The sequence below is a fragment of the Parablautia muri genome (genome assembly GCF_009917485.1).
Lineage (GTDB): Bacteria > Bacillota > Clostridia > Lachnospirales > Lachnospiraceae > Suilimivivens > Suilimivivens muri.
Window position 1 is genome coordinate 37,365 of sequence record NZ_QZDT01000007.1, and the last position, 23,967, is coordinate 61,331.

Sequence of the window (23,967 nt, forward strand, 5' to 3'; positions counted from 1 at the left end):
GTATTTCATGGGTGAAGCAAAGGTTAGGCCAGAACCTATATATTTAAGGGAAGATGAAGTGCTAAACAGGCTTCCTGAAAAAATAGGGGATGTAATTTTAAACTATAAGTATTATCCAGGGAAAGATTTGTACAGTGATGGAAAGATTGAAGATGAAATACTTGCAATTGTAAAGGATGCATCCCGGGTGGAGTATCCTGCCATTATAGAGAGAAAGAAAAACTGGCCGATTTTGTATCATTTATCCCCTTTGCGTGGAAATATTGTGGATTGGCTTCCCATTGGGCGCAAGGATAAGGTGCTCGAAATTGGTTCAGGCTGTGGCGCAATCACGGAGAAGCTGGCGGAAAAGGCAGGGAGTGTGACCTGTGTGGACTTGTCTGCCAAAAGAAGCCATATTAATGCCTATCGAAATCATGATAAGGATAATATCGAAATTCATGTAGGGAATTTCAGCGATATTGAACCTTCCCTGCCAGAGGATTATGATTACATTTGTATGATTGGCGCTTTTGAGTATGGACAGTCCTATATTCATACCGATACACCTTATGAAGACTTCTTTAGAATTATCAAAAAGCATGTGAAAGACAACGGTCGTATTATCATTGCGATTGAAAATAAACTTGGCCTAAAATACTGGGCCGGATGCAAGGAGGACCATCTGGGAACCTATTTTAGCGGCCTTGAGGGATATCCTGAAGGAGGAAGCGCCCGCACCTTTACCAGACAGGGTCTTGAAAAAATTTTTAAAAGCTGTGGCGCTATGGAGTATTCTTTTTATTATCCCTATCCGGACTATAAATTCCCCACTATGATTTTTTCAGATAAAAGATTGCCAAGCCAGGGAGAATTGACGGATAACATGCGTAATTTTGACCGTGACAGATTGGTGCTTTTCAATGAAAAATATGTTTTTGACGGTATTATGGAAGATGGTTTATTTGATATTTTTTCTAATTCTTATTTGGCGGTGATTGGAGAAAAATTAGATACTTCTTATGTAAAATATTCAAATGACCGGGCTGTGGAGTATGCCCTGCGAACAGAGATTGTGGATACACCAAAGGGCAGGATTGTACGGAAAATCCCCTTAAATGAAAGTGCCTGGGAGCATATAAAGGGAATGGAGCGATTCTATGAATTACTAAAAGAACGTTATCAGGGCAGTGGGCTGTGGATTAATCCATGTAAATTGATGGAGAAAAAAGGCTATGTGGAATTTCCTTATGAGAAAGGAACTTCCTTAGAGGAACTTTTAGACCAATGTCTTGAAAAAAATGATATGGATGAATTTTATCGACTTTTTGATAGATATTATGAACTGACGGCTTATGGAGAAGATAAGGCGATAACAGATTACGACTTGATTTTCGCCAACATATTAGTGGATGGTGATAAGTGGACCGTCATTGATTATGAATGGACAGTGGAAGAAAAAGTACCAGCGGTGGAGATTGCTTTTCGGGCATTGTACTGTTATGTACTGGCAGAAGAAAAACGAAATAAGCTGAATCTGGAATTACTTATGGGCAGGCTGGGAATCGCCGAACAGGCTGCCGAGGAATATCGGATGAAGGAAAAGCGGTTCCAAAAGCAGGTGACAGGGAAGCGGAAATCCATGGGAGAGCTTCGGGTTGATATAGGCAATTGCTGTGTGAGCCCCATGACGCTTATGGAGCTGCATAAGAAGGAAATATTAAACCAGAGAATCCAGCTTTATTACGATCGCGGAGAAGGATTCCAGGAGGAGGATTCTCATTATATACCGGATATTTATTTGGATGATTATAGAATAGCAGTTGAAATTCCCTTTGATGGAAGTGTGAAGGCTTTAAGGATAGATCCGGCGGATCGTTCCTGTATGGTAAAAATGATGGAGTTTTGTTTAAACGGCACGGCCATTCCCCTTCATAAAAAATATATGGAGACGAATGGTAAAGCTGTAAAGACAGGCTGTTATGTCTTTGATACGCAGGATCCTAATATAACGGTGAGAGTGTCCGATCTTCCTGTGACAGGTGAAAATGTACTTTCCGTTAAAATGGAGATAACGCCTGTACCAGCGGATATGGCTTTGGACGTAATGGGCGCTATTAAAAAATTCTTTTAATAAGAAATGGAAGATGAGCTGAGAAAGATAGAAGGAGGAAAATGAAAGTGGCTTCTCTGAAACAAAGCTTGAAACAAATATTGGTGAATAAACAGCATAGGCTTTATGAAAAGGAGGCGGCTTCTAAAAATCTGACTTATGATAGCTGGATTAAAAAACAGGAAGAAAAAGCAAAAGATGACCAACATATTGAGAATATAGATATAAAAATTCTGACAAGTGATTCAGAAATCCCCAAAAATGAAAGAGAAAAAAACAAAAATGACGGAAAAAATGCAGATGAGTATGGGGAATGCCAATGGATTGAAGTTTTTGATAAAGGGAATCCGGTTCAGAGTAAAAAGACCATAATATCCATTTATGCGTCTGCACTTTATCATGATATTGAATATCACTTAGAGAATAACATTGCGGAAGTTATTTTGATTAAATTTTATCGTGGAGAATGTAATGAAATTTCTTACCCGTTAATAGATAAAATATTGAGCGAAAATGAAAAGATTGTTCTGATTTATGGAGATGAGGATATACAAAACGATGGTGTGAGAGAAAATCCCTGGTTTAAACCGGATTGGTCTCCCGACCGTTTTTTATCTTGCTTTTACTTTGGCGGGCTTGTTGCAGTGCGGGCAAATGCGCTGAAAGAAACATACGGACACTGCAAGGAAAAGGGAATATTGGATGGAGAGCAGGGAAATAGTTTTGAAGGAGCGGCGTTTGAAGCCGGGAAGCTGTTATACCTGCTTTTTTATGAGATGTTAAAGGAGCATCATGCTTTTTCTAAAGGACATACCATATCAAATGCTGTGGTATATCATATCAGACATGTGTTATTTCATAGTACAAAGAATGGATATGAACAGATTCGGGATTTAAGGCTTCCCCTGTCTTGTGAGAATGAAGACAAAGAGGAAACATATGAAGATGCTGTGGAAATAGAAAATAGCTTAGAGACCGTGACTGCTGAGCATCATAAAAGACAGGCTGTTACATTGTCTATTATTATTCCGTCTAAGGACAATCCCGAAGTGCTATTTCACTGTATGGATTCGCTGTTGCAAAAAACATGCTCAAAACATTCTTTTGAAATCATTTTGGTGGATAATGGGAGTGGGGAGGAGAACAAAGCGAAGATTTTGGATAAGGTTTCCGGACTGAATCAAATGCAGGCAGTAAAAAAGGGGCAGGTAAGGAAAAAAGGAACGCTTTGTTTTGAGGGATGTACTTATGTATATCATCCCATGCCTTTTAATTTTTCGAGTATGTGTAATTTGGGCGCGGCGAATGCGAGAGGAAAGCTTTTGTTATTTTTGAATGATGATATGGAAATTATCCAGCCGGACTGGATGGACTTAATGGTTGAAAAAGCAAGCCTTTCTTATGCGGGAGCAGTGGGCGCAAAGCTGCTCTATCCTGATTCTGACATCATCCAGCATGCAGGTATCACAAATTTACGAGTGGGGCCTGCCCATAAACTGCAGTTTTTGCACGATGAAAAGATTCATTATTTTGGCATGAACAGAGGTGTCCACAATATGCTGGGGGTCACAGGCGCATGCTTGATGGTCGCGCAGGATGTTTTTGACAAAGCCGGCGGATTTTGTGAGGAATTGGCGGTAGCCTTTAACGATGTGGACCTTTGCTATACCATCCATGAGATGGGCTATTATAATATAGTAAGAAATGATGTGGCATTTTTTCATCATGAATCCTTAAGCAGGGGAAAGGATGGAGATTCTCCGGAAAAACAGCAGCGCCTTCTACGGGAGCGGGATATTCTTTATGACCGGCATGAGGAACTTTACGGGAGGGATCCCTATTATAACCCGGGGCTTATGACGGATATGCTGCAGACAGAATATCTTCCGGCATACCATTATCAGGTAACGCTTGATATGCCATGGTCAGAGCCTGTTTCTTCGGATAGGATAGTCCGCAGGGCCAGGGAGGATAAGTGCCTGGTGGTGGGGATGGAATGTGCCATGGATATATATAAATGGCGGTATGGGGGACTGCCTAAAAAAGGAAGAATAAAAGGCAGACAGGAGGATATGGGCTATTATTTCCAGGGCTATTCTTTTATTATTGGTTCGGATAACGCATGTTACAAAAAGAAATTGCTGTTGAAAAACCGGGAGAGCCAAAAAATATGGGGGCTGACCATTGAGAGCAGATATCGAAAAGACATTCAAGATAATTTAAAGGATCAGGTGAATGTGGAGTTGACGGGATTTGTGGCCAGGATGCGCTGGGGGGAGCTGCCAGAAGGCGTGTACCAGCTTGGAATGCTGGCGGAAGATGCATGCTCCACACAGAAATTGGTCAATTGGAGTAACTGGGTGCTGGAGGTGACAGAAAATGGAAGATGAAACAAAATATACACAAACAGATGTCAAAACATTTTCTCCTGCCGCAGAGGAGGAAACCGATTACCGCAGCGAGTATGAGAGGGAGCATCTTCGTAATGCTGATCTTGCAGGCAGGGTGGCCGATTTAGAGGCAAGATGTGATGAACTTACCTTTAAGCTTAACAGAATTAAAGAAAATCCTTTGTGGAAAATGTCGGCGCCGCTGCGCAGGTGTATGCACTTTGTGATACGTCAGAAGAATAGACTAAAAAATTGCGGCAGCCTTCGAGGTATCCTTGCAAAAATAAAGTATAAGGAGATTGAACGGAAGGCAAAGGAAAATTATGGGACAAAGAGCTTTCCCTCCGAAGAAGAAGCAAAAAAACGCAGGGAGCATATTTTTCCAAGGATGGTGAAGATCAGCATCCTGGTTCCGTTATATAATACACCTGAGGAGTATTTAAGGGAAATGATAGAGTCTGTCTTGAATCAGACCTATGAAAACTGGGAATTATGCTTAGCGGACGGCTCAGATGAGAAGCATGGTTATGTGGAAAAGGTAGTAAAGGAATACGAGGACAGAGTCCGGGAGATGAAAAACTGCGGTCCTTTGATCCGCTACCGGAAACTGGAACGAAACCAGGGGATTTCCGGCAATACCAATCAGTGCCTTGAGATGGCAACCGGGGAATTTATCGGTTTGTTTGACCATGACGATATATTACATCCTAATGCTCTGTACGAATATGTGAAGGTGATCAATGAAGATGACGCAGATTACATATATTGCGATGAAACCACCTTTAAAAGCGGCGATATCAACAAGATGCTGACCATGCACTTTAAGCCGGGCTATGCCATTGATAATCTCCGGGCCAACAATTACATCTGTCATTTTAGTGTGTTTGCCAGAGAGCTTTTAGACGGTACGGAGCTGTTCCGCTCCCGGTTTGACGGCAGCCAGGATCATGATATGATTCTGCGGCTGACCGACCGGGCAAAGCATGTGGTGCATGTTCCAAAGCTTCTATATTATTGGAGGAGCCATCCGGAAAGCGTGGCATCTAATATTGAGGCGAAGCCTTACGCCATAGAGTCGGCAAAGGGGGCAGTGGCGGACCATTTAAGAAGACATGGGTTTGAACATTTTCAAATTACTTCAACCAGAGCTTTTGAAACGATTTTTAAAATCAGGTATCAGATTATAGGAAACCCGAAAATTTCCATTCTCATTGCCAATAAGGACCATGTGCCGGACTTAAAGCGCTGTGTTTCTTCTATATTAGAGAAGTCTACCTATGAAAATTTTGAGATCATTGTAATAGAAAATAACAGTGTGGAGAAAGAAACCTTTGCATATTACGAGGAACTTAAGGAAAATGATAAGATAAAGGTGGTAAATTATGAAGGAACCTTTAATTACTCGGCGGTAAACAATTTTGGGGCAAAGCAGGCAGAGGGAGATTATCTTTTGCTTTTAAATAATGATACTCAGGTCATTACGGTAAACTGGATAGAGGAGATGTTGATGTATGCCCAGCGGAAAGATGTGGGCGTGGTGGGGGCTAAGCTTTATTATGGAGACAAGACCATTCAGCATGCAGGGGTGGTATTAGGACTTGGCGCCCACAGAACGGCAGGCCACAGCCACTATGGACAGCACAGGGATAATTTAGGCTACATGGGCAGACTGTGTTATGCTCAGAATGTTTCCGCAGTAACAGGCGCTTGTCTTTTGGTGGCAAAGACGCTTTTTGAGGAAACGGGGGGATTGGATGAATCCTTTGTGGTTTCCTTAAATGATATAGATTTTTGCTTAAAGCTTCGGGAAAAAGGATATTTAAATGTGTTTACGCCTTTTGCGGAACTGTATCATTTTGAGTCTATGTCCAGGGGGGCGGATGACAGTGGAGAACGGGCACAGCGCTACAACCAGGAGTCGGAACGGTTCAGAAAAAAATGGAAAGAGGTACTTGCAAAGGGAGATCCTTACTACAATCCCAATTTTTCCCTGGACAGAAGCGACTTTGCTTTGAAAATATAGCGATACTATGGTAGAATAAAAGCAGTGTATAAAAGTGGGGATGATTATGGCCAAGTAAGGACTGTGGGGGACCACGTGGCCGGCAGCTTTTCCCATGAAACGGTTCGTCCGTAAAAAATAATTAGGAGGGTTTGAAATGAGTTACAAAGAACAATATGACTTTTGGTTGAAAGATGATTATTTTGATGAGAAAACCAAAGAGGAGCTTAAGAAAATTGCAGGAAATGAGAAAGAAATAGAAGACCGTTTCTATAAGGAACTGGAATTTGGAACAGGCGGACTTAGAGGTGTTATTGGCGCCGGCACCAACCGCATGAATATTTATACTGTCAGGAAGGCAACCCAGGGCCTTGCAAACTATATTATTGCCCAGGGCGGAAAGGATAAAGGCGTTGCGATCGCTTATGATTCCAGGAGAATGTCCCCTGAGTTCGCAGATGAGGCGGCCCTTTGCCTTGCAGCGAACGGCATTAAGGCTTATGTATTCGATGCCCTTCGCCCCACACCGGAGCTTTCTTTTGCACTGCGCACACTTCACTGCATTTCCGGTATTGTAATCACGGCAAGCCACAATCCGCCGGAGTATAACGGATATAAGGCATACTGGGAGGACGGCGCACAGGTTGCGGCCCCAAGGGATAAAGAAATCATCGAAGAAGTTAAGAAGGTGACAGATTACCATGAGGTAAAGACCATGGACAAGGATGAGGCCATTGCCGCAGGTCTTTATCAGGTAATCGGAAAAGAAATTGACGATGCGTACATGGCAGAGCTTAAGAAACAGATCATCCACCCTGAAATCATCAAGGAAGTGGCGGATGATATAAAGATCGTATATTCTCCTTTCCATGGAACAGGAAATGTGCCTGTCAGGAGAATCCTTTCCGAGCTTGGCTTTAAGAATGTTTATGTAGTGCCGGAGCAGGAGTTGCCGGACCCGGATTTTACCACATTGGATTATCCGAATCCGGAAGATCCCAAGGCATTTACACTGGCTCTTGCCCTGGCTAAGGAGAAGAATGCGGATATCGTTCTTGCCACTGACCCGGATGCGGACAGACTCGGTATTTATGCATTGGATACAAAGACCGGAGAATATGTACCTTTTACAGGAAATATGTCCGGTATGCTGATTGCAGAATACATATTAAGAGAGCGGACTGCTACAAGAACCATGCCTGAAAATCCCGCGCTGGTGACCACCATCGTTACGACTAACATGGCAGCGGCGATTGCAAAGGACTATGATGTTAAATTCATTGAAGTATTGACAGGCTTTAAATATATTGGCGAGCAGATCAAACTGTTTGAGCAAAACGGCTCAAATAACTATGTATTTGGCCTGGAAGAAAGCTACGGCTGTCTGGCAGGCACCCATGCAAGAGATAAAGATGCGGTGGTGGCAGTAATGTGTCTTTGCGAGATGGCTGCATGGTGCAAGAAAAACGGCATCACCGTATGGGATCAGATGTTAAAGCTCTATGAAAAATATGGATACTTTAAGGAGACCCAGTATGCGATTACCTTAAAGGGAATTGACGGATCCAAGCAGATTGCGGAGATGATGGATAAATTAAGAAACGATCCTCCTAAAAATTTTGGCGAGCTTACGGTGAAAGAATTCAGAGATTATGACAGGGGCGTGACAAAGGATTTGGCAACAGGGGAAGAAAAACCTACCGGACTGCCTCAGTCCAACGTGCTGTATTTCGATCTTACCAACGATTCCTGGTGCTGTGCACGTCCTTCCGGTACAGAGCCTAAGATTAAGTTCTACATGGGCGTAAAGGGGACCAGCCTTGCAGATGCTCAGGATAAAGTGGAAAAATTGACAGAGGCACTTAAATCTTATCTGTAAGGGAACATCTGTAAATAATTGCCGGATTTTTAGCAGATAAGGAAATAAATGTTGACGTTGGAATCGCCCTGTTTTTTTGCAGGGCGATTTTTCGGGAAAAAATAAAAGTGTAAAGGGGTACGGAATGGGTAAAATCATAAAGGGCAGTAATTTAAAAAAAGCCATTCATTATGTGAAAAAAAATGGAATACGCCAAACCTATTATGCCATGAAGGAACGTTTACAAATGGAAATGGCGGATGATTATACCTATGAGCCCATAAGTGATTTGGCGCTGAAAAGGCAGATACAGGAGGGAGAGAAATTTTCCATTAAGTTCAGCCTCCTGGTGCCGGCTTTTGAGACGAAGGAAGAACATTTAAGAGCCATGCTGGATTCTGTTCTGGCCCAAACCTATGGAAACTTTGAGCTGATTTTGGCGGATGCCAGTGAATCGAATCAGGTGGAACGGGTAGTGGAGACTTATGAGGATAAGAGGATTTTGTACAGACGTCTTAAACAAAATGCAGGAATTTCAGCCAATACCAACCAGGCGCTTATGTATGCCACCGGGGATTATGCCGGACTTTTAGACCATGATGATGTGCTTACACCGGATGCACTTTATGAAATGGCAAAATGTATTGTAGCGTATGAAGCAAAAGATATTACATTACAGATGTTATACTCGGATGAAGACAAGTGTGATGAAAAGCAGATAACCTACTTGGAAGTAAATAAAAAGCCGGATTTGAACCTGGATTTACTTTTGACAAATAATTATATTTGTCATTTTATGGTGATAAAGCGCCAGTTGCTGCAGGAGCTTGGATTCCGCAGTGTCTGCGATGGAGCCCAGGATTATGACTTGGCGCTTCGGGTAATCGCCGTGCTGCTTGGGAAAGGCAGGCGGCCTACGAAAAAGGTGGATTTGCCGGTAGCCCATATTCCCAAGGTATTGTACCATTGGAGGACCCATAGCCAGTCTACGGCGGAGAATCCGGCCAGTAAGCAGTATGCCTATGATGCAGGTAAAAGGGCTTTGGAGGATTTCTTAAGAAGCAGGGGGCTGAAAGGCGTGGTATCTCACTTAAGACATCTGGGGTTTTATCGAGTAGATTACCAGCCTGATTTGATTTCGAACAGGCCGGATGTGGCCGTGGTAGGAGGCAGACTGCTAGATAAGAAAAACAGAATCATTGGCGGGATTTATACTGCTGATGGGAAGGCTTTGTATCAGGGGATCCATAAGGAGTTCAGCGGTTACATGCACAGGGCGGTTTTGCAGCAGGAGGCGGAGATGGTGGATATCCGCTGCATGAAGGCATCTCGGGAGGCGGAGATTATTTTGGAGGAGATGATGGGACTGCCTTATTTGCAGCATCCTGGGACAGGGAGATTTGATTGGAGAGGGTGTCTGAATGAGAGTATTGACTTTGCAGATTTGAGCAGACGGTTTTGTGAAAAGGTCAGGGAACAGGGGTATCGGATTGTGTGGGATCCGGCTATGACGGAAAGTATGTAGGGTTAGGCAGGGTTATGATAAAGACAACGGTTGTTATACCAAATTATAATGGAATAAAGTATATAGATGATTGTCTTGCTTCCTTATATAAAGGAGTGGTGATTCCTGAAATTATCGTGGTGGATAACCATTCTGAGGATGGGGGCCTTGCACTGGTGAAGAAAAAATATCCGAAGGTCAGGCTCATTATATTTACGGAGAATAAAGGGTTTAGCGCGGCGGTTAATGCAGGGATTAAGGCTGCGGATACAGAGTATGTATTGCTTCTTAACAATGATACTGTGGCAGATGAACGGATGGTTGTGGAATTGGAGAAGGCTTTGGAGGAAGATGCAAGGGCTTTTTCCGCAGCGGCCAAAATGATTAGCCTTTATGCGCCTGAGAGACTGGACGGAACCGGAGATTTTTACTGTGCTTTGGGGTGGGCGTTTGCAAGAGGAAAGGATAAGAGCAGGGATGCCTTTCATAAGCCCGGCCGTATTTTTTCCGCCTGTGGCGGCGCGGCGCTATATAGGCGCAAATTGTTTGATAACATCGGTTATTTTGACGAAAATCATTTTGCCTATTTGGAGGATATAGATTTAGGGTATCGGGCGAATATTTATGGTTATGATAATATATATGTTCCAACAGCCCAGGTGTTTCATGCCGGGAGCGCAGTCAGCGGTTCACGGCACAACCCGTTTAAGGTCAGTCTATCCGCCAGAAACAGTGTTTACCTGATTTATAAAAATATGCCTTTCTTACAGCTGCTTCTTAATTTGCCGTTTCTTATCATTGGATATTTGATAAAATGCCTCTTTTTTTCGTTAAAAGGTATGGGCGGAATTTATCTGAAAGGCACGTTAAGGGGCGTGCGGCTGTCCTTTTCAAAGGCAGGCAGGGAAAAGAAGGTCAGATTTTGCATGAGAAATCTAAAAAATTATATTTGGATACAGGGACAGCTATGGCTTAATATGTTGCGGAAAGCGTTCCAATTTTAAGTTGTACTTTTTGTAATAATATTGTAGAATATCTGCAAGAAGGTAGCAGGATATGATAAAGGACAATCAAAAGTATTTCAACAGATTGCACTTGTTGGTAGATGCTGCTGTTGTGGCGGTTTCCTACTTACTTGCATGGTATATAAAGTTCTGCACCGTTTTTGCCGATACGGAACCGGGTGCAGGCGCACTGGATATGAGGACCTATTTTAGTTTCCTCTATTTTGTTGTGCCTGAATATATTGTTTTATATTATTTTTTTAATATGTACGCTCCCAAACGTGCGACCAGGAGAAAATACGAGATTGAGGCCATATTAAAAGCCAATACGGTAGGTATTGTCTTCTTTATCGTAGTTCTGTACGTGATTAAGCAGCCTGATTTCTCACGGTTTATGATGGGAGCCTTTTTTGCGATTAACGTTGTCTTTACCATTGTATGCAGGACTCTTATACGGAATATGCTCCTTTATTTCAGGAGAAAGGGTTACAATTTAAAATACATGCTGTTGGTGGGTTACTCAAGGGCAGCAGAGGAATATATCACCAGAATCAACGCAAACCCCCAGTGGGGTTATGTGGTAAGAGGAATACTGGATGACAGAGTTCCAAGCGGTACGGTGTATAAGGGCGTTAAGGTGGTAGGCAGAATAGAAAATATTAAGTATATTCTCCCGGAAAATAAATTAGATGAGATTGCCATTACGCTTGCCCTTAAGGATTATGACCGGTTGGAAAATATTGTGGATTTGTGTGAAAAATCAGGTGTCCATACCAAATTTATTCCGGATTACAATTCTCTGGTTCCCAGCCAGCCTTACACAGAGGATTTGATGGGACTGCCGGTTATCAACATTCGCTATGTGCCCCTTACCAATACTTTGAATTGGGTGTGCAAACGTGCGGTGGATATTGCGGGTTCCTTGACGGGAATTATTTTATTTTCACCAATTATGCTGCTTGTGGCTCTTGCAGTGAAGCTTACAAGCAGGGGACCTATTATTTTTAAGCAGGAGAGAGTAGGGCTTCACAATAAATCCTTTAAAATGTATAAATTCAGGACCATGGAAATACAAAAAGCCCAGTTGGAGCAAAAGGCGTGGACCGTGAAGGATGATCCCCGCGTTACAAAAATTGGGCGGTTTTTGCGCCATACCAGTTTGGATGAGCTGCCTCAGCTGTTTAATATTTTAGCAGGGGAAATGTCGCTGGTGGGCCCCAGGCCGGAGCGCCCCCAGTTTGTAGAAAAGTTTAAAGAGGAGATTCCCCGTTATATGATTAAGCATCAGGTGAGGCCGGGGCTGACAGGCTGGGCGCAGATTAACGGGTACAGGGGAGATACCTCTATTAGAAAGCGGATAGAGCACGATTTGTTTTATATTGAGAATTGGACAATGTCTTTAGACTTTAAGATTATGTTTCTTACGATCTTTAAAGGATTTATCAATAAAAATGCATATTAATATAACCAGGCCTGCGAAAGACAGCAGTATTGTTTATTTTCTTCTTTACGAAATTTCTGTATATAAAAGTGAAAATTTACAAATCTTAAGGATAGATTAAAAAAGGGATTAAGACCTTGCTAATTTGATGCTTTTGTGTCAAAATAATATTTTATGAGCGAATCACGGATGATAAAGCCCAAAGATTCCAAAGAAACAAAAATAAGGGAGAGAGTGATGATATGACAACAGAACCTAGGAGACCTGTTAACAAAAAGCCTGTTAACAAAAAGCCCACAAATAAAAAACCTGTTAACAAAAAACCGGTAAGTTACGAAGAAGATGAACCTGTAAGACGTAAGGTAAGATATGAGGAGCCAGCACCCGTAAAGCATAAAAAGAAAAAGCCACATCCTTCCAAGAAAAAGAAGAAGAGTAAGAGCAAACGGAGCAAAATTCTTTTGTTCATTGTGGAGATTTTTGTCCTGCTTGTTATGGTGGTTGTGCTTTACAGTGTTCTGAAAATAGAGAAGGTGGGAAAGGTAGACCTGCCTAAAGAGGATATTGTAATTAATCCTCAGGTAGAAGAAAGTGTGGCAACGAGCAGTATGAAGGGATATCGGAATATTGCGCTGTTTGGCGTTGACTCCACGAAAGGCGCGCTCACCAAAAATACGCGAAGCGACACCATTATGATCGCGTCTATTAACCTGGATACAGGGGATTGCAAGCTGGTTAGTGTCTACCGTGACACATATTTAAACCTGAGCAACGATTCTTATAATAAATGCAACAGTGCCTATGCAAAGGGCGGTCCTATGCAGGCAATCAATATGCTGAACATGAACCTGGATATGAATATTACCGACTTCATAACGGTTGGCTTTGAAGGTCTGGCAGATACCATTGACGCCTTAGGCGGTGTAGAAATCGATGTGCTGGAGTCGGAAATCAGCCATTTGAATAACTATCAGATTAGTATGGTGGGTACCAGTCTTGATGGGAAGACCTATAAGGCGAATGCCGGTACGGATTATATTCCGGTCACTACGGCAGGAAGGCAGACCTTAAACGGACTTCAGGCAACGGCTTATTGCAGAATCCGGTATGTGGGTGATGATTTCCAGCGTACCCAGAGACAGAGAACAGTACTTTTAGCCATTGCAGAAAAGGTAAAAACCGCTTCACCTGCAACGATCAACCAGATTGCCAATGATGTCTTCAGTGAAGTTTATACTTCCCTGGATTTGGATGAAATTTTGGATATGTTAAGCGAGGCCAGCAAGTATCAGGTAGTGGCTCAGGGCGGTTTCCCTGAGGAGAGCATGCGCGCTACAGGAACAGTTGGCTCTAAAGGCAGCTGCGTTGTGCCGGTTTCTCTTTCAGATAATGTACAGTGGCTTCATGATTTCCTGTTTGAGGATGAAGATTACTCACCTTCGGAAGAAGTATTATCTTACAGCGAGAAGATTGCCGCTGATACCAACCAATATATAAAATAGGATATTGCAAAAAGGGCCAACGTAAAGCTGGCCCTTTTCATAATGAATAAGATATCTTGCAGAGCCTATGGCGTTTGATAGGCAGATGGGACAAGGAGTACCGGTAGGCGCCTTTGCTTGCGCCCTAATTTGCGGGATGGGAGAGGCATGGAGGGTTGAGATGTTTGAAGTGGATGTGATTGTTCCGGTTTATAAACCGACAGAAAAGCTGTTGGCGCTTTTAGACGGTCTTATGCAGCAGACGCTGACAGTTCAGAGGATAATTTTAATTAACACGGAAAAACAATACTTTGACAAGTTTATACAGGGGAGAGACTTTCAGAACAGGTATAAAAAGGTTTCGGTATATCATATAAAGAAAGAAGAATTTGATCATGGAGGCACGAGGAATTATGGGGCATCGCTATCGAAGGCGCCTTATTTTGTCATGATGACAGACGATGCTGTGCCGAAGGATGCGCAGATGGTAGAGCATCTTATGTCCCACTTTGAAAATCCCAGACTGGGGATGGCATATGCAAGGCAGCTTCCTGACAGCGCCTGCAGTGTGTTAGAGCGTTATGCCCGTTCCTTTAATTATCCCCAGACCTCCCGTATAAAGTCCGCGGAGAATTTAAAGGACATGGGAATCAAAGCTTTTTTTGCTTCCAATGTCTGTGCGGCCTATAGAAGGGATATTTTTGAGGAGCTTGGGGGATTTACCGACCATACCATATTTAATGAAGATATGATTTATGCAAGGGGGCTGATTGATGCAGGCTATCTGATTGCTTATGAGGCGAATGCCAGGGTGGAGCATTCCCATAATTACAGCGGTTTAGAGCAGTTCCATAGGTACTTTGACCTTGGCGTATCCCATGCACAGTACCCGCAAATCTTTTCAGGAGTTGCAACAGAGTCGGAGGGGGCCCGGATGGTGAAAACAGCCTGTCCGTATCTGTTAAGGACGGGGAAACCATGGCTTATCATAAAATTGTTTTGGCAAAGCGGCTGCAAATATATAGGATATTTTATGGGAAAAAGATATAAGCGCCTTCCCATAAACCTGGTGAAAGCTTTTTCGATGCATAAGGAATATTGGAAATAGAGAAATTTTAATTATAACATTTTTATCAAATTTTTGTCACAATTTGAACACAATTACTATATATACTTAAGTGCATAAATGATAACAGTACAGCAAATCAGAGCCATGATAGCAAATTCAGATAGACAGCGACTGTTATGGGGAAAGGAGTAAAGTGTTATGTACGAGAACAATTATCCAAACAGCTACAATGATGGAAATCAAAATGAAAATGATGGAAATTACAGACAGCAGAGCAATAATACTTATCATTATTCTTCGGGTGGAAGCTTTAGTTCTGCAGATGGGTTTCATCGTGAGGAATACAGACCAGGCGGCGATAACAGGCCGCGGAGGGAGAAAAAAGGCAGCTTTGGTGTGGGAAAAAAGGTAGCAGTAGGGATTTTATGCGGCCTGTCCTTTGGTATTTTTGCAGGTGTTGGATTCCAGGCAGTGGATACGGCAACAGATTTCCTGAAGGATAAGGCAGGGATTGAGCAGAGTAAAGAGGCAGATGCGGCCTTGGAAGAAAAAAAGACAGAAACCCAGTCCCAGGAAGATAATACGGCGAAAGGGGAAGGCTCCTATGAGATAAACGAGACACAGATGGTGCAGAGTACAGTGACTGATGTGACCCAGGTAGTGCAGGAGGTAATGCCTTCGGTAGTTTCCGTAAACAAGCGATACATTGAAAGAATGAGTTTCTGGGGACAGGAATACCGTCAGGAAGGAAGTGGATCAGGTTCAGGCATTATTGTAGGGCAAAATGAAACGGAATTGCTTTTAGTCAGCAATTACCATGTAGTGGAATCTCCGGAGGAGCTGACGGTACAGTTCGTGGACGGCAGTCAGGCACAGGCCCAGATTAAGGGAATGGATGAAGATAAGGATTTGGCAGTGATTGCAGTACTGCTCAGCGATATAAGCAGTGATACCATGGAACAGATTTCCATTGCGAGGATGGGAAATTCGGATGCGCTTAATTTGGGAGAGCCGGTGATTGCCATAGGAAATGCATTGGGATATGGGCAGTCGGTTACAACGGGTGTGGTCAGTGCGCTTGACCGGCCTATTGCAGCTTCCACGGTTCAGACAAATGTGCAGGAAGATACGGAGATTAATACCTTTATTCAGACAAATGCGGCAATTAATCCCGGTAATTCAGGCGGTGCGCTTCTTAATATGAAGGGCGAGGTGATTGGCATTACCTCCAATAAGATTGGTGGAGAAGCAGTAGAAGGTATGGGATATGCTATTCCAATTTCTGATGCGGAGCCTATCATAGAACGTTTGATGACCAGGGAAACAAAACGAAAGGTAGACGAGGAAAATAAGGGATATCTTGGAATCACAGGTCTTGATGTGGCGTCTGAATATTCACAGCTTTATGATGCGCCCAGAGGAGTATACGTTTCATCTGTTACGGAAGGTTCCGGAGCAGACGAGGCTGGTTTAGTGAGAGGCGATATTATTACGGCAATTGATGACGAGGAGATAACTTCTATGACGGCGCTCAGGGATTATCTTGATTATTGTGAGGCTGGCAGCACCGTAACGCTTACGATTATGCAGGGAAGTCCTATGGGGTATCAGTCAAAGACGGTAGAGGTAACACTTGGTTTACAAAACAGTGTGGAATAAATAAAGAAAGAATGAAAGTAGGGCAGCGTTATGCTGCCTTATTTTTATGCTGACGATACATACAAAGTTCCAATAAACGATAAAAATAATTTCGGTTAAATCTCCTTTAAAAATTTGCATTTGTGTAATATGAAGAAGAATGCTATATATCGCAGTCTGCCATTAGTAACTGCATGGGAAAAAGAACTGATTTCATAGCAGTTATTCAGATAACAATTGGGGGCAAGACAGGGGAAAACTATCTACCAACGTAAAGATAGTAGATGGACTATCATAATTCACAAAGTATCCTTAAATAAAAATGATTTAATAAAAGAAAAGCTTATATCATTCCATTCCTACATCAAGCCAAAACACTAATTGTCACCCGAAAGCTCAAGCCACTGCTTCACTATTTTCGTTTATATCGCCTGATAATTTCATTTCAGGATTTATCTTAAAGATGAAAAGTGATATTATGATTATATTTATCAACATAAAAGACAGTTTATAAAAGTTTTCGGAGTATCCAATCTAACAGATGCTGAGATGATAGAAAGAATAGGGAGATGTACAATGATTAACAGGGAAGATATGCTGGAGTTGACAAGGAGAATGACCTTGTCTCGGACATCCTTTACGCGGATTGCAGGGTGCTATGTGGATGAGGAGGGTGAGTTTGACGGGAGCTTTAACACAAATTTTCTTAAGCTGTCATCGTCAGAGAAGAAAAAGAATCTGGAGCTGGCAAAGGCGGTTCCTTTTTCTAATACAAATGTGAACCTGAAAAAGTACAGGTTTGGCCAGCAGGCCAAGAAACCGGGCGGTATATGGCAGCTCTTGATGGCCATGCGGGAGTGTGGACTGAAAAATGATGCGCTGATGGATACCTTTTATGATATTGTGATGGAACATTATAAGGGGGATTCGGCCTATGCAGTTCTTGTTTTTCATGACAGTTATGATGTGCCATCGAAAGCGTTGGATAAGGAAAGATTAGGGGAATCTGAGGAAGTTTTTTCATATTTGATTTGTGCGATTTGTCCCCTGGAGGGAGAATATGAGCCTGGGAAGCCGGCGTGTGGCTTTTTGTTTCCGGCCTTTACAGAACGGAGTGGAGATTTGGAACATGTGGCAGTGTATCAGGCAGATACCCGTAAATCCTATGGCGAAATGATTCGGAGAATTTTAAGCATTGAGTAAACACCTATTATTTTTTCCTCATTTTCTTAATAATGGAAATATGTTATGATTATCCCAAAAGATGCCAGGGGTGGCGGGTTAGCAGAATGGAGGATTTAAAGATGGAATTTAAAGCAAACTGGATACGGCCGGCAAAGGATCTGGGGGATGTTTGCCCGGTATTTAAAAAGGAATGGAAGATAAAAAAGCCTTTGAAGAAAGTGGAGCTTTATTTAACTGCTCTTGGGGTGTACGAGGCAGAGGTGAATGGGAAGCGTGTCAGCGGTTATGTGTTAGCACCTGGGTGGACAGCTTACGAGATGCGGCTTCAGGTGCAGCGGTATGACGTTACGGAACTGGTGCGGGAGGAAAATATTCTGACCGTAATCGTGGGCAGGGGCTGGATGCGCTCGCCTATGCCGGGCTTTGTGGAAGCAGAATACAAGAAAAAGAGAATGGAACAGCCCTGTGGTTTGTGGGGAGAGCTTCATCTGACCTATGCAGATGGCAGCAAAGAAGTATTGGCTTCAGATGAAACATGGGAATATGGTGAAAGTGCCGTCAGGTTTTCAGAGATATATGACGGAGAGCATTATGATGCAACGTTTGATACCACCTTGTGGAGCCATGCGCTTAGGCTGGACTGGCAGACGGATATTTTGATGATGCAGGAAGGGGAAGAAATCCGGGAGATAGAGCGGATAGGAGCGAAGTCAGTTTTTGAAACGCCTGCTGGGGAAAGGATAGTTGACTTTGGACAGGAAATCACCGGATATGTAGAATTTTGCGTGGATGCAAAGGCTGGGGAGCGCATTCGGATTCTGCATGGAGAGGTGCTGGATAAGAATGGTAATTTTTACCGGGATAATTATAGAGACGCCAAGGCGGAAATCCAATATATTTGTAAGGAGGGCGGGCAGACCTATCATCCGAAGCTGACCTTTTTTGGCTTTCGGTATTTGAAATTGGAGGAGTTTCCCAAAAAGGCGCGGCCGGAGCAGTTTAAAGCAGTTGTAGTCTGCTCTAATATCAAAAAGACAGGGCATCTTAGCTGTTCTGACCCGGATGTAAATCAGTTGTTTTCTAATATTTTCTGGGGGCAAAAAGGGAACTTTTTGGATATTCCCACTGACTGCCCTCAGCGTGATGAACGGTTAGGGTGGACAGGGGACGCCCAGGTATTTGTAAAGACAGCCACCTATAATTATGATGTGGAAAAATTTTTCACCAAATGGCTTCACGATATGGCGGCTCATCAGCGTAAAGATGGCGGAATCGGGCAGGTAATTCCGGATTTGCTGGATGCGGGAAATCCCAGCGCCGCCTGGGGAGACGCGGCTGTCATCTGTCCCTGGCAGATTTACCAAACCTATGGAAAGAAGCAAATTTTGGAAGACCAGTTTGACTGTATGAAAAAATGGGTGGACTATATCACAGGCGCCACAACGGTTCCTTACCTATGGGCCGGAGGGGAACATTTTGGAGACTGGCTGGGGTTAGATGCTCCTTCCGGAAGCTATAAGGGTTCAAGCCGTGAGGAATTCATTGCAACAGCCTTTTATGCCTATTCTACACAGCTGCTTGTGAAGGCGGCAAAGGTTTTGGGGAAGGATGCCGGAGAATATGAGCAGCTTTATCAAAATATTGTGGAAACGTTTAGAAAGACCTATCCGGAATATCTGACGCAGACAGAGCATATTCTTGCAGTTCATTTCAGGCTGGCAAAGGATTTGCAAAAGACAGCGGATGATCTTGCGGAAATGATTAAAAGAGACGGCAGTCAGATTAAAACCGGGTTTGTGGGGACACCTTATATCCTGCATGTATTAAGTGAATATGGCCATTCGGACCTTGCTTATACCCTATTTCTTCGAAAGGAATATCCATCCTGGCTGTTTTCTGTAAAGCAGGGGGCCACTACCATTTGGGAGCACTGGGACGGTATTATGGAAAATGGTGATTTTTGGAGCGCGGATATGAATTCCTTTAATCACTATGCTTACGGTTCGGTGGCGGATTGGGTATATGAAAAGGCAGCAGGCATCCGTCCTTTGGAAGAATATCCGGGGTTTGAAAGGGTGTTGATTAAGCCTATGGCCGATAAGAGGTTAAATTGGCTGGAGGCTTCTATTGATACAAGAAATGGGAAGATCGCTTCTAAGTGGATTTGCACGCCGGATGGAATACGCTATGAAATTGAAACGGCGGTGCCGGCAGAGGTCGAAATTGGAGATATGAAAATGGAGGTCGCTCCGGGGACTTATACATTCTGGGGCTGACAAATGCTCTTACGCTTCGCAAGCCAGCTTATTGGAACAAAATTGTTTTATAAAAAAGCGTAACAGTCCGGTTAGGGCGGACTGTTACGTTATAATTTTGGAATAAAAAAGAATGAGGGGATTTCATTATGAAAAAAAGAATTTTTTTGGCAGCAGTAATTTTAGTAATGACATGTGTGTCAGCTTGTGGAAAAGGAGAAGAAGGACAGGAAGGAGCATCCATAAGCGAACCGCTTACAGAAGAACTTTCTTCAGAAGAAGGTGCGCCGGCGGAAGCTGGGGAAGATAATTCCGGGGAGGAAGCAGCAGAAGGAGAAGGACAAAGCCAGCAGAAGGAAACGGAAAATACCGGTGCACAACAGGCCGAAGGCGGAGAAACGCAGGGGAAGGCAGATGGTGTGGGATCAGAATTTGGCTTTGAAAAGTTGTCCGGCTGGGTTTTTTATTTTAGCAGTGGTGCGGGAGCCTGGTATACGGAGCTCTCTATAAGTGGCGATGGTACCTTTAAAGGACATTATCAGGATGCAGATATGGGAGACACTGGGGAGGGTTATCCTGGTGGTACTTTGTATTACAGTGATTTTACCGGAAGGTTTGAGCAGCTAGAAAAGATAGATGAGTTTACGTACAAAATGCAGTTAGCAGACCTTGACTTTGACAGGCAGCCGGAACAGGAGGAAATCATAGACGAGATACTTTATGTGTATTCTACCGCTTATGGGGTAGATGGCGGGGATGAATTTTATCTGTATCTGCCGGGAGCAAAAGTGGCTGACCTTCCGGAAGAATATCGGCAGTGGGTAGGTTATTATAATCTGGAAGCTGTTACAGAAACAGAGCTGTCTTTTTATGGACTTTATAATATAAAAGAACAAAATGGTTTTTCCAGTAATTTATACGAGGAAGATAGTCTTTCCGGAAGCCTTTCCGAAAGAATTGCAGCTGAAATTCATGATGCGGAGGAACGGGACGAGGAGCTGGAGGCAAAGGCTAGGGAGGCGGCGACACAGACAGATATGAATCTGGCAGAGGCAGAGATACTCAAAAACTGGGACGATACCTTAAATACGGTTTGGGGAATGCTGATGTCGGAACTGGATGCGAAAACGGCAGAAGATCTAAAGAAAGAGGAACTGGCCTGGATTGCCGCTAAGGACGCTGAGGTAGCAGAAGCCGGTAAGGAATGTGAGGGCGGAAGTATACAACCCTTAATAGAAGCCTCAATGGCGGCGGAGCTGACTAGGGAGCGGGTATATGAGCTGGCAAAATATGCGAAATAAGACCGGATGGTAATAGCCAAAGCCTTATGGTGGATGCAACAGGCTTTGGTAAAGCCTGCAAAAAGGATGGTAAATATGTTTGTAAAAAAGGCGATTATTGCAGATGACGAACCTAAGATTATCCAGTTGATACGTCTTTTAGGAAATTGGGAAAAATTTGGTATTGAGATTGTGGATGAATGTCATGATGGGATTTCCGCTCTTGAAAGTATCAGAAAGCACAGGCCCGATTTGGTACTTTCTGATATTAAAATGCCTGATTTAGACGGGCTTGAGCTGATTCGCATTACCAGGGAGGAGCAGATTGAAAGCCGCTTTATTTTAATCAGCGGCTACCGTCATTTTGAATATGCCAGAAGTGCCGTAGCGCTGAACGTAGTGGATTATCTGCTAAAGCCGATTGATGAAGAAGTGCTGAATAAGACGTTAGAAAAGGCATGTGTTGAGATTGACCAAAGCCGGGAAAATAAGGAAAACCGGGAGCAGCTTGAAATCATACGGGCAAAGCAGAATCGGGAAAAAACGGCCCATTTCTGGGAAGATTTCATTTTCTGGAATTATCCGGAGCGGAGGGAACGAATGCAGGAAAAACTCCGCTCCGTAGAGCTGTGCAATGGAGCGTACCATACGGAATTTTCCGAGGGCTGTTTTATGATGGTCTTTATGTGCAGTAATATCGCCAGTCTGCTTACGCGCCATTATTCCTTTTTGGAGGACGAGATGGAGCGCCGGATTGACCGGTATTTTGGAGCGTATGCGCTGTATTATTATCATGTCAGCTATCTTGGCTGTATTGTGGCGCTTAATTTTGCGCCGGAGCATAAAAAGGAAGTCAGGGAAGGTGTGTCTGCCCTGTACTATAGCGTTCGCGATTTAAGCGAGGTATATGGGGAGATGTACCTGAATCTTGGAGTCAGCAGTATAAAGGAGCATATCCGGGATTTGAAGGAAGCTTATTATGAGGCGCAGTCCGCCGAGTGGGGCAGACTCATCACAATGCAGAACGGGGTTTTAGATTATTCTCAGATCGCAGGCTTAAGAAAGGTCAGTGACACGGAAATTTTATCTTCCTCTGAGCTTGATGAAATAATCAACTGTATGAAATATTTAAGAAGAGAGGAACTGGGATATGTATTCCGGAAATTTTCTGAGCGCAGCGGGCTCTATGGGAATTGTTACCCTGGTATTATGGCGGATGTTTATTTCAGAATAACAGATGCCGTACGGGAATATATTGCGGATGAAAATGAGCAGCTGCTTGAGAAGGTAAATTACTGTTATCTGGAAGCAAGAACTTTTCCACAGCTGGTCAAAAAGATTTATGGTGCGCTGGACGAATATGTGGAGGGGGAGCAGAAAAAATCAAAAGAAAAGCTTGGAAAGCCTATTAAGGAGGCAGTTTATTATATCAGGAAAAATTATGCGCAGCCGATTTCACAGTCGGATGTGGCGAAGGCCGGAAATGTGTCGGTGACGTACTTAAGCAGGCTGTTTAAAGAGGAGCTTGGAGTCGGCTTTAATGAGTACCTTACGCAAGTGCGGCTGGAGGAATCGGAAAAGCTGTTGTCGGAGACTGCGCTGTCTATTAAAGAAATCGCGGCTGCGGTGGGATATCCGGATGAAAAATATTATTCCAGGCTGTATAAGAAGATAAAGGGGATTAAGCCTTCGGAATACAGGAAAATTTACGGCTAGATTGGGGGCTAGATTGAAAAATCAGCTTGACAGCTGATTTTATCAATCACAAATTTGTGCTTAACGCCCAAATTTGAGGGCTGCTGGCAAGAATGGAGGACTGGCATGAAAGCAGTAATTGTTTTATCCTGTATGGAAGTCATATTAATACTTTGCGGGGGCGTTGGCTTATGTTTGGCACCGGAGCTGCTTTTGACCAAAATCCTTTTCCTGGCAGCTTTGGCAGGGCAGGGTGCTATTCTTATTTTGGCATACCAGCAGAAAAATATCATGCGATTTCTGATAGCGGAAAACAAAAGGAAAAATACGGAGAAACGAAAGAATGTTTATTGGGAGGAGGATGAAAATCAGAAACTGGAAGTTATGAAAAAGAGGGTGGAGCTTTATACCTTGCAGAGCCAGATTAACCCCCATTTTCTTTACAATACCCTGGACAGCATCAGAGGACGCGCCCTTCTTGACGGAAATCGCGAGATTGCGTCTATGACAGAGGTGCTTTCCAGGTTTTTCCGTTACTGTATCAGCTGTGATGAGAGCCTTGTGAAGCTGCGGGAGGAAATCAGTCATATTGAAGATTATTATTATATTCAAAAATATCGTTTTGAGGACCGCTTTGACATGGTAATTGAGATAGAAAGCGGGGAGGTTTATGAGTATTATATTCCAAGAATGACCCTGCAGCCCCTTGTGGAAAACGCAATGATTCACGGGCTTGAGAAGGTAAACAGGAAAGGGCTTTTAAAAATCCGGTGTATTGCCACAGAAAAGAAGGTAGTGCTCACCGTGTCGGATAACGGAGTTGGAATGGATGTGGAGCAGCTGGATAAGCTGAACCGGCAGATGGATAAGATGCTGCTTTCAGGGAAAAAGAGAAAAAATCACAGTGGGATTGCCGTTTCCAATGTAAATGCCCGCATCAAAATGACCTTTGGGGAGGAATATGGTATCAGGTATCGCTCTATGGAAAATATGGGAACGGATGTGGAGATTTTGATACCTGTTGTAGATGACTTCGCAAGAGCCAGATATGAAGAACGGATTGTTTGAAAAAT

15 protein-coding genes are annotated in these 23,967 nt (G+C 43.3%); all 15 read left to right on the forward strand.

From position 1 onward, the window contains the following. Nucleotides 1–7 precede the first annotated feature (7 nt). The 15 genes from D5281_RS06575 to D5281_RS06645 all read left to right on the forward strand — a co-directional run bounded on the left by D5281_RS06575 (nt 8) and on the right by D5281_RS06645 (nt 23,962). Nucleotides 8–2,113, forward strand: a complete 2,106-nt coding sequence (locus D5281_RS06575) for a class I SAM-dependent methyltransferase (RefSeq protein ID WP_160559374.1) — start codon at nt 8–10, stop codon at nt 2,111–2,113. A 47-nt stretch (nt 2,114–2,160) separates the two neighbouring features. Further along, on the forward strand, nt 2,161–4,482 hold the full coding sequence (locus D5281_RS06580) for a glycosyltransferase family 2 protein (protein WP_160559375.1): 2,322 nt from the start codon (nt 2,161–2,163) through the stop codon (nt 4,480–4,482). Then, nucleotides 4,472–6,505, forward strand: a complete 2,034-nt coding sequence (locus D5281_RS06585; RefSeq protein ID WP_160559376.1) for a glycosyltransferase family 2 protein — start codon at nt 4,472–4,474, stop codon at nt 6,503–6,505. The genes D5281_RS06580 and D5281_RS06585 overlap by 11 nt, the downstream gene beginning before the upstream one ends. Nucleotides 6,506–6,641: 136 nt before the next feature. Next, nucleotides 6,642–8,363: a phospho-sugar mutase gene (locus D5281_RS06590; RefSeq protein ID WP_160559377.1), complete on the forward strand. Its 1,722-nt coding sequence runs from the start codon at nt 6,642–6,644 to the stop codon at nt 8,361–8,363. A 124-nt stretch (nt 8,364–8,487) separates the two neighbouring features. After that, nucleotides 8,488–9,867, forward strand: a complete 1,380-nt coding sequence (locus D5281_RS06595; RefSeq protein ID WP_160559378.1) for a glycosyltransferase — start codon at nt 8,488–8,490, stop codon at nt 9,865–9,867. Then, nucleotides 9,837–10,850, forward strand: a complete 1,014-nt coding sequence (locus D5281_RS06600) for a glycosyltransferase family 2 protein (RefSeq protein ID WP_330584869.1) — start codon at nt 9,837–9,839, stop codon at nt 10,848–10,850. The genes D5281_RS06595 and D5281_RS06600 overlap by 31 nt, the downstream gene beginning before the upstream one ends. 52 nt (nt 10,851–10,902) lie before the next feature. Continuing rightward, complete coding sequence (locus tag D5281_RS06605) at nt 10,903–12,312, forward strand: undecaprenyl-phosphate glucose phosphotransferase (protein WP_160559379.1); 1,410 nt, start codon at nt 10,903–10,905, stop codon at nt 12,310–12,312. Between the two features lie 221 nt (nt 12,313–12,533). After that, the gene (locus D5281_RS06610; RefSeq protein ID WP_160559380.1) at nt 12,534–13,793 is read left to right on the forward strand and encodes an LCP family protein; all 1,260 of its coding nucleotides are present in this window, start codon (nt 12,534–12,536) and stop codon (nt 13,791–13,793) included. Between the two features lie 67 nt (nt 13,794–13,860). Further along, a complete protein-coding gene (locus D5281_RS06615; RefSeq protein ID WP_277935213.1) occupies nt 13,861–14,880 on the forward strand; it encodes a glycosyltransferase family 2 protein in 1,020 nt (339 codons plus the stop codon). Nucleotides 14,881–15,039: 159 nt separating this feature from the next. Further along, nucleotides 15,040–16,500, forward strand: a complete 1,461-nt coding sequence (locus D5281_RS06620; protein ID WP_160559381.1) for a S1C family serine protease — start codon at nt 15,040–15,042, stop codon at nt 16,498–16,500. Nucleotides 16,501–17,055: 555 nt separating this feature from the next. Next, nucleotides 17,056–17,682 (forward strand): DUF4317 family protein, encoded by a 627-nt coding sequence (locus tag D5281_RS06625; protein WP_160559382.1) that lies wholly within the window; start codon nt 17,056–17,058, stop codon nt 17,680–17,682. A 101-nt stretch (nt 17,683–17,783) separates the two neighbouring features. Further along, nucleotides 17,784–19,940, forward strand: coding sequence for an alpha-L-rhamnosidase (locus D5281_RS06630; RefSeq protein ID WP_160559383.1), 2,157 nt, complete (start codon nt 17,784–17,786; stop codon nt 19,938–19,940). 128 nt (nt 19,941–20,068) lie between these two features. Then, a complete protein-coding gene (locus D5281_RS06635) occupies nt 20,069–21,220 on the forward strand; it encodes a lysozyme inhibitor LprI family protein (protein ID WP_160559384.1) in 1,152 nt (383 codons plus the stop codon). Nucleotides 21,221–21,295: 75 nt separating this feature from the next. Next, entirely contained in the window at nt 21,296–22,915 is a 1,620-nt protein-coding gene (locus D5281_RS06640; protein WP_160559385.1) for a response regulator transcription factor, read from the forward strand. Between the two features lie 105 nt (nt 22,916–23,020). Then, complete coding sequence (locus tag D5281_RS06645) at nt 23,021–23,962, forward strand: sensor histidine kinase (RefSeq protein WP_160559386.1); 942 nt, start codon at nt 23,021–23,023, stop codon at nt 23,960–23,962. The last annotated feature ends 5 nt before the right edge of the window (nt 23,963–23,967 follow it).